Annotated in this window: 2 protein-coding genes; one reads left to right on the plus strand and one right to left on the minus strand. The window is 41.4% G+C overall.

From position 1 onward, the window contains the following. The coding region (locus RTR63_RS11770; RefSeq protein WP_312524454.1) for a TerC/Alx family metal homeostasis membrane protein at nucleotides 1-746 on the plus strand (746 nt) is incomplete at its 5' end. 63 nt (nucleotides 747-809) lie between these two features. Here RTR63_RS11770 and RTR63_RS11775 read toward each other — a convergent pair. After that, nucleotides 810-1,114: DHHA2 domain-containing protein (locus RTR63_RS11775; protein WP_312524455.1), on the minus strand; the 305-nt coding region annotated here is incomplete at its 5' end.

Raw genomic sequence — 1,114 nt, forward strand, 5'->3', positions numbered from 1 at the left:
TAGGGGAGTTTTTTACAGGATATTTACTGGAAAAATCGCTCGCCATTGATAACGTTTTTGTATGGCTGATGATTTTTGCGGCGTTTGCGGTGTCGCCTGCGATGCAACGGAAGATTTTACTGTACGGGGTGATTGGTGCGATTGTCATGCGGACGGTGATGATTTTTGCAGGGGCTTGGCTTGTCACGGAGTTTAGCTGGATTTTATATATTTTTGGTGCGTTTTTGCTGTACACGGGTGTAAAAATGTGGCAAAACCACGATGAGCAAGAAGACCCGAAGCAGTCAGGGCTGTATAAGTTTTTACAAAAACATCTGAAAATCAGCGATGACAGTCATGATGCCTCAGGTCAAGAGCGATTTGTGTTGGTGAAAAATGGCGTAAAATATTTTACCCCGTTAGCGGTGGTGCTTATCTTGGTTGAATTGTCGGATGTGATTTTTGCGGTGGATTCGATTCCTGCAATTTTCGCGGTCACTACCGACCCGTTTATTGTATTGACGGCAAACTTGCTGGCTATTTTGGGTCTACGGGCGATGTTCTTCTTGTTATCGGGTTTGGCGGATAAATTCCATTTATTGCCTTATGCGCTTAGTGTCATCTTGGTGTTTATTGGTGCTAAAATGCTACTGCTTGATGTGTTCCATGTGCCGATGGCTATCTCGTTAGGCTTTATTGCCGCCGTACTAACAGTGACAGCGATTTTATCGGTAAAGTTTCCAAATTTGGGTAAAGTTGAAGCATAAAAAATATTTTTGAATATAAAAAAGGGCTAACAATTTAGCCCTTTTTTGTGGATTAAAAACTGACTATTTGGCATAAAATGCTTCTAAAGTAGGCACAAATTGTTTTTTTCGGCTGACCAAGTGACCCAAATCAAGCAATTTATCATTGAGTCTGGTATCAAATGCTTGCGCAATGATTTCATTTTGTGCGTCGTTGCTACTAACCGCCCAAGACTGCTGTTGTAAAATATCAACAATAATAACTAGCATATAATCCAAGCCATCTCTTTGGCGGATTAGTTCACTGGCTTGTTGGATGCCATCGGTGCGCGAAAACACCACATCAGGTTTAACAGTTTCGATACTAGCGATTGCCCATTTTTTATTTG

This window comes from Moraxella sp. CTOTU47724 (assembly GCF_032014955.1).
In the GTDB taxonomy this organism is placed as follows: domain Bacteria; phylum Pseudomonadota; class Gammaproteobacteria; order Pseudomonadales; family Moraxellaceae; genus Faucicola; species Faucicola tetraodonis.